Source organism: Pseudomonas sp. TWI923 (assembly GCF_039673365.1).
Taxonomy (GTDB): domain Bacteria; phylum Pseudomonadota; class Gammaproteobacteria; order Pseudomonadales; family Pseudomonadaceae; genus Aquipseudomonas; species Aquipseudomonas sichuanensis.
In genome coordinates this window covers 1-6,725 of sequence record NZ_JBDJLM010000136.1, presented here as the reverse complement: position 1 = coordinate 6,725, position 6,725 = coordinate 1, and the positions used below count along the sequence as shown (strand labels likewise).

Sequence of the window (6,725 nt, the reverse complement as noted above, 5' to 3'; positions counted from 1 at the left end):
TGTGGTGTTCGGCCTGCGGGGGGGTCACCCCCGCCCCCCCGTGTTTGGGGGGGTCGGGGGGGGGTGGGGGCTCCCCCCGCGATGGCGCTCAATGAAAGTCGCGGCTACGCACATCCAGCCCCAGCAGCAAGGGGCTGATGTCCTCCAATCGCCGTGCGATCAGATGGCGCACGCCCTGCTCCTGCTCCAGCCGCCCGCTCACCTTGAGCAACCGCGCGCCCACCAGCGCCTGTCGCTGCCGTTCGGCCAGCGCCCGCCAGACCACCACATTGACCATGCCATGCTCGTCCTCGAGGGTGACGAAGGTCACGCCGCTGGCCGTTTGCGGGCGCTGGCGCCCAACCACGAGGCCGGCCACGGCAATGCTGTCGCCATGCTCGACTTCCGCCAGTTGCGCTGAACTGCGACAGCCCAAGGCACTCAAGCGCGGGCGCAGCAAGGCCAGCGGATGCGGGCCGAGCGTGGTGCCGAGGGTGTCGTAATCGGCCAGCAGGTCCTCGGCCACGCTGGGTACGGGCAGCTCAACCGGGGTTTCTGGCGCTGCCTCGACCTGGGCGAACAGCGGTAGCTGCGCCTGCACTGCCGCCACCTGCCAGCGCGCCTGGTGCCGGTCGCGGGCCAGCGCCCGCAGCGCACCGGCATCGGCGAGCCGGGCACAGGCGCGGCTGTCGAGCCCGGCGCGCAGGCACAGGTCCTCGACATCGCGCCAGGGCCGTTGTGCCCGCGCCTGCTCCAGGCGCCGGGCATCGCCTTCGCCAAAGCCGCGGATCTGCCGCAACCCCATGCGGATGGCCAACGCGCCTTCGCCCTCCGGCTCCAGGGTGCAGTCCCATTGGCTGTGCTCGACATCCACCGGGCGAACCGCAATGCCCTGCCGACGCGCTTCCTGCAACAGCTGGTCGGGGCTGTAGAAACCCATGGGCCAGCTATTGATCAAGGCACAGGTGAAGATCGCCGGTTCGTGGCATTTGAGCCAACTGCTGGCGTAGCACAGCAGGGCGAAACTGGCGGCGTGGGACTCGGGAAAACCATAGCTGCCGAATCCCTTGATCTGCTCGAAGATGCGCTCGGCAAAAGACAGCTCGTAACCATTGCGCAGCATGCCCTCGATCAGCCTGACCCGATGGGGTTCAAGGCCGCCGTGGCGCTTCCAGGCCGCCATGCTGCGGCGCAGCTGGTCGGCCTCGCCGGGGCTGTAGTCGGCAGCGACCATGGCCAGTTCCATCACCTGCTCCTGGAACAGGGGCACGCCCAAGGTACGGTGGAACACTTCGCGCAGTTTTTCCGAGGGGTAGCTGACCGGTTCCTGGCCCAGCCGGCGGCGCAGGTAGGGGTGGACCATATCGCCCTGGATCGGCCCCGGCCGCACGATCGCCACTTCGATCACCAGGTCGTAGAAGGTATTGGGTTTGAGCCTGGGCAACATGGCCATCTGCGCCCGCGATTCGATCTGGAACACGCCCATGGTTTCGGCACGGCTGATCATGGCGTAGGTGGCCGGGTCTTCTCCGGGGATGCTGGCCAGGGTCAGCTCACGCCCACGGTGCAGGGCAATCAGGTCAAAGCAGCGGCGCAGCGCGCTGAGCATGCCCAGCGCCAGCACATCGACCTTGAGCAGGCCGACCATGTCCAGGTCGTCCTTGTCCCACTGGATCACCGTGCGCTCTTCCATCGCCGCGTTTTCCACCGGCACCAGTTCGTGCAGGGGCTGCTGGGAAATGACGAAACCGCCCGGATGCTGCGACAGGTGCCGGGGGAAGCCGATCAACTCGCCGGCCAGTACCAGGATGCGCCGCAGCGAGGGGCTCTGTGCATCGAAACCGGCCTCGGCCAGGCGTTCGGCATCGGGAATGCGGTCGCTCCAGCGCCCACAACACTTGGCCAGGGCATCCACCTGATCGGCTGGCAACCCCAGCGCACGTGCCACATCGCGTACCGCCCCAGCGGCGTGGTAACTGCTGACCACTGCGGTGAGCGCGGCCCGGTGCCGGCCATAGCGGCGGAACACATACTGGATCACTTCTTCGCGGCGGTCGTGCTCGAAGTCCACGTCGATATCAGGCGGTTCGTTGCGCTCGCGTGACAGAAAGCGCTCGAACAACAGGCGGTGCACCGTGGGGTCGAGCTCGGTGATGCCCAGCACATAGCACACCACCGAGTTGGCCGCCGAACCACGACCCTGGCAGAGGATGTGCTGGCTGCGGGCGAAGGCGACGATGTCGTGCACGGTGAGGAAGTAACTGTCGTAGCCCAATTCCTCGATCAGCGCGAGCTCCTTGTCCAGCAGGCCGCGTACCTTGTCGGTTACCCCGTTGGGCCAACGCCTGGGCAGGCCCTGCTCGCACAGTTGGCGCAACCAGCTGGCGGGCGTATGAGCCTCAGGGACCAGCTCGCGCGGGTACTGATATTTGAGCTCCGAAAGATCGAAGCTGCAGCGCTCGGCGATAACCAGGGTTTCGGCCAGCAGGTGCGGTGGATAGAGTTCGTGCAGCTGATCGAGCGGGCGCAGATGACGCTCGCCATTGGCGAACAGGTAACGCCCCGCCTCGGCCACCGGGCAATGAGCGCGGATCGCGGTGATGCAATCCTGCAGCGCGCGACGCCCACGCACGTGCATGTGCACATCGCCGCAGGCCACCAGCGGCACGGCCAGTTGTGCGCCCAAGGCGTGCAGCTGTGCCAGGCGTGCGCCATCGTCGGCTGCGCGATGCAGATGCACGGCCAGCCACAGGCGCTCGCCGAACAGTGCATGCAGTTGCTGCCCGACACTGACTGGCGCATCGGCTTCAGGCACCCACAACGCCAGCAACCCCTGATGATGGGCCGCAAGGTCCTCGGCCAGCAGCCGATAGCTGCCCTTTGGCGCCCGGCGCCGTGCCAGTGTGATCAGCGCACACAGGTTCTGGTAACCGCCAAGGTCCTGCACCAGCAGCACCAGTTTGGGCCCCTGCTCCACCCGCACTTCACTGCCGACGATCAGCTTGAGGCCATGCTCACGGGCGGCCTGCCAGGCCCGGACGATGCCCGCCAGGGTGCACTCGTCAGTGATCGCCAGGGCCTGGTAGCCCTGCTCACGGGCACGGCGAAACAGTTCGTCGGCACTGGAAGCGCCACGCTGAAAGCTGAAATTCGACAGGCAATGCAGCTCTGCGTAGCCCTGGCCGTTCACGCGAACCAGCCCTGCAACCAAAGCGGTCCGGGGGCCGCGAGGTCACGGAAGGCCCAGCCGCGCAGGCCATCGCGGGTTTCGATACGGTAGTAATCGCGCCGCACATCACCGCCGTCCCACCAACCGGACTCGATGCGTTCGGCGTGCCCCAGCAGTTGCACGCCAGCCTCGGACAGCGCTTGGGGTTCAGGCAGCAGCCAGCCGGGGCGGCTGCCCGGCGCCATGACCAACTGCCCCGGCGCGCCCTGCTCCGCGCCCTGCCAGGCACATTCGGGACGATGATCGGATTCGGCGCGCAGGCCCTTGACGGCTTCATCGCCAAGGCGTGCCCGCAGGCGTTCGCGCAGTTGCTCCCAGGGTTGTGCCTGCTGGGCGCGTGGGTCGAACAATGCCTGATGCTGGGGCACGAACGGCGGCAGATCGGCCGCCACCAGGCGCAGGTTGCGCACCGGTGCCGGAATGCGCAGCGGCTCCAGGCGCCCTCGCGCCAGTTCGAAGAGCATTGCGCCATCACGCTCGGCAGCAAGCAGGCCAACCTTGAGCACGGTATCCGGGCCCTCGGCGTGCTCCAGGTACAGCTCGAACCGCTGCACGCCGCAATCACGCCCGGCGAGGAACGCCGCGAGGTCGCTTAGCAACCGGCGCAAGGGAAACAAGAGGGCCTGGTGCGACTCGACATCGAAGTTCAGCTCCAGCCGTGCTTCGAAGCGCTCGGGCGGTTGGTAAAACGCCAGCCCCAGCGAGCGCTGGCCGAACAGTTGATCCAGGTGCAGTTGCACCTGGCTGCTGAAGCGCCGGGCCAGGGCATCACGGGGCAGCGCCACGACCTGGCCCAGCCGGTGCAGGCCCATGCGTGCGAAGGCCACGCTGGCCTCAGGTGGCAGGCCGGCCCGTTCGATGGGCAGGTCGAGCAAGGCTGCCCTGGTCTGGTCGGGGCTGGTCACGGCCAGCCCATCGTGAGCATTGGCGAGCATCCGCGCCGCCACCGGGTTGCTGGCCAGCACAATGCGCTGGCGCAGGCCCAGCCCGGCCAGCTCTTCACGCAGGCGCGCCTCGAACAGGGGCCAGGGCCCGAACAGTTGCAGGCTTGAGCCCACCTCCAGCAGCAGCGCACGCGGATAATGCAGGCTGACCTGGGCGCTGAACCGGTAGGCCCAGGCGGCCAGCAGCTGTTGCAACTGCTCGATGCACGCGGGCTCGACTTCGACGCAGGTGAAACCATCGGCCAGGGCGCGGGCAGCGGTCAGCGGCTGCCCGGCGCGCAACCCCAGCCTGGCGGCGGCAGGGCTGACCGCCTGCAGCACACGGCGCTGGCCAGACCCTCCCAGCAGCACCAGAGGGGTGTCAGGGTCGTCGCGTTGGCGCAGGACGCTGTCCAGCGCCAACTGCGGGAACAGGATGCAGGCCCAGAGCATGGTGCTTCAGCCCCGGGCAATGGGGCTGGCGGGGGGCAGGCCACCCCGACACTTGAGCACCCGCCACTGGGGCGGGCGGGTGTCGATGGCGATCCGCAGCGCGGCGGGCGACGGGTTGAGCGCGGCCTGCTGCGGGCGGCAGGCGAACGCCAGTGCGTTACCGGTTTCCGCCGCCACCTGCAGGCGACGCAAGGCCTTGTCATCGGCGCGCTCCGGCCAGCACAGCACCGCCGCGCAACTGCCCGAGCGCAGGCATTGCTCGGCGGCCCACAGGGCATCGTCGCGCTCGCTGTCGACCTGCACCAGCCAGCGCAAGTCGATACCCGCGGCCTGCCAGGCCGGGGCATAGGGGATAAAGGGTGGGGCCACCAGCACGACCCGCTCACTGGCGGCGGTCAGCCGTGCCAGCGTCGGCCAGAGCAACTGCAGCTCACCCACGCCCGGGCTGGCCAGTAACAACTCGCTCAATGCCGCCGCCGGCCAGCCGCCCTCTGGCAGGCGTGCATCGAGCGCGACATGCCCGCTGGGCTGCAAGCCAATCGGCCGGGCCTGGGCCTGCCGGCCGCGCCACACCTGGCGCTGGTCGAGCAGCCGGTCGAGGTCGACCACCGCGCCCATCAGTCACGCCTCAGCAAGCCGCAGAACACGCCTTCGATGAAGAACTCGTGTTCGGGGCCTACGTCGATGGGTTGGTAGTGCGGGTTGCGTGGCAACAGGCGGTAGCCGTCGCGGGTGTGTTGCAGGCGCTTGATGGTGACCTCGCCGTCGAGCCGAGCGACCACGATCTGGCCGTCGCGCGCCTCGCCCTGCTGGCGGATGCCGACCAGGTCGCCATCGAAGATGCCGTCCTCGACCATCGAGTCGCCACGCACCTTGAGCAGGTAGTCGGGGGTACGGCGGAACAGGCTGGGGTCGAGCAGCAGTTGCTCATGAATGTCGAGATCGGGGCCGATAGGCGCGCCTGCGGCGACCTGGCCGAGCACCGGCAGTTCGAGAATCTCCGGCCGGCGCAGCGGCTCGGCCAGGCGGATACCACGCGCCTGGTTGGGGGTGACGTCGATGAAGCCGCCCTGGCACAGGGCGGTGATGTGTTTGCGCGCCACGCTGCGCGAGGCAAAACCGAAGCGCTCGGCGATATCGGCCAGCGAGGGCGGCTGGCCATGTTCGGTGATGCGCTCACGAATGAAATCGAGAATGGCGCGGCGTTTGGGGGTCAGATTGTCCATGGAGCACATTTGTACTCTTTTTGTGAAACACTGAACAGCCCCCTTCGTCGTCGGCTTTGGCTATGATGCTGCTGAATTGATTCTTCAGCGCCAGGATGCCCGATGCTCACCGCCTTGCTGTTCGACCTCGATGGGACGCTCACCGACACCGACACCCTGCACCTGCAGGCCTTCCGCCAGCTCCTGCACGATTACGATGGGCGCGAACTGACCCAGGAGCAGTTCGACCTGCAGGTGAGCGGCCGCTCCAACGGTTTGCTGTTCGCCGACCTGTTCCCTCAGGCCGATGCGGCCCAGCGCCAGGCCCTGGCCGAGCGCAAGGAGGCGCTGTTCCGCGAACTGTCTCCGAGCCTCGAACCCCTGCCCGGCCTGCTGCGCCTGCTCGACCATGCCCAGCAACATGCGGTGGGCGTGTGTGTAGTGACCAATGCGCCACGCCTGAACGCCGAACACATGCTCGCGGCCATGGGGCTGGATGGGCGTTTCGAACATGTGCTGGTGGCCGATGAGCTGGCCAGGCCCAAGCCGGACCCGCTGCCCTACCTGACCGGGCTGCAGCGCTTGCAGGCTGAAGCCGGGCAGGCGCTGGCTTTTGAGGATTCGTTGCCGGGGGTCAAGGCGGCCAGCGATGCCGGTATTTTTACGGTGGGGTTGGCTACCACGCAGACGGCCGAGCGCCTGCATGAGGCTGGGGCGCAGCTGGTGATCGACGATTTCAATGACCCGAGGTTGTGGGGGTTGATCGAGCGGATGCAGAGATAGGTTTGAGATTGCATGGAGGCTGACAGGTGTCCGCCTGGATATGGGACTGTCAGTTTTTTTGTGTTCGGGCCGGTAATGGCCTGCCGCTAGGCAGGCCCTGATTTTCACCAGGTCGGCCTGATGAACCGATCTCCGTACAAAATCGCAAATTGA

The 6,725-nt window shown here is 67.4% G+C and carries 5 protein-coding genes; 1 reads left to right on the top strand and 4 read right to left on the bottom strand.

Features of this window, described 5'->3' with window-relative positions:
• Positions 1–88: 88 nt before the first annotated feature.
• Genes ABE459_RS25390 through lexA form a run of 4 tightly spaced genes read right to left on the bottom strand, consistent with a single transcriptional unit; the run spans position 89 to position 5,819 of the window.
• Entirely contained in the window at positions 89–3,190 is a 3,102-nt protein-coding gene (locus ABE459_RS25390; RefSeq protein WP_323830905.1) for an error-prone DNA polymerase, read from the bottom strand.
• Positions 3,166–4,584 (bottom strand): DNA polymerase Y family protein, encoded by a 1,419-nt coding sequence (locus tag ABE459_RS25385; protein ID WP_323830904.1) that lies wholly within the window; start codon positions 4,582–4,584, stop codon positions 3,166–3,168. Before ABE459_RS25385 ends, ABE459_RS25390 begins: the two co-directional genes overlap by 25 nt.
• A gap of 6 nt (positions 4,585–4,590) precedes the next feature.
• Entirely contained in the window at positions 4,591–5,202 is a 612-nt protein-coding gene (imuA, locus tag ABE459_RS25380) for a translesion DNA synthesis-associated protein ImuA (RefSeq protein ID WP_258706458.1), read from the bottom strand.
• Positions 5,202–5,819: a transcriptional repressor LexA gene (gene lexA, locus ABE459_RS25375; RefSeq protein WP_323830903.1), complete on the bottom strand. Its 618-nt coding sequence runs from the start codon at positions 5,817–5,819 to the stop codon at positions 5,202–5,204. The genes imuA and lexA overlap by 1 nt, the downstream gene beginning before the upstream one ends.
• Positions 5,820–5,912: 93 nt before the next feature.
• On the opposite strand from lexA, the gene ABE459_RS25370 reads away from it, so the two are divergent.
• Positions 5,913–6,572: an HAD-IA family hydrolase gene (locus ABE459_RS25370; RefSeq protein ID WP_323830902.1), complete on the top strand. Its 660-nt coding sequence runs from the start codon at positions 5,913–5,915 to the stop codon at positions 6,570–6,572.
• Positions 6,573–6,725 lie beyond the last annotated feature (153 nt).

What these genes read in the sequence shown, in the direction of transcription:
- ABE459_RS25385 (WP_323830904.1), bottom strand. Translation starts at nt 4,584, where the DNA reads ATGCTCTGGGCCTGCATCCTGTTCCCGCAGTTGGCGCTGGACAGCGTC.
- imuA (WP_258706458.1), bottom strand. Translation starts at nt 5,202, where the DNA reads ATGGGCGCGGTGGTCGACCTCGACCGGCTGCTCGACCAGCGCCAGGTG.
- lexA (WP_323830903.1), bottom strand. Translation starts at nt 5,819, where the DNA reads ATGTGCTCCATGGACAATCTGACCCCCAAACGCCGCGCCATTCTCGAT.
- ABE459_RS25370 (WP_323830902.1), top strand. Translation starts at nt 5,913, where the DNA reads ATGCTCACCGCCTTGCTGTTCGACCTCGATGGGACGCTCACCGACACC.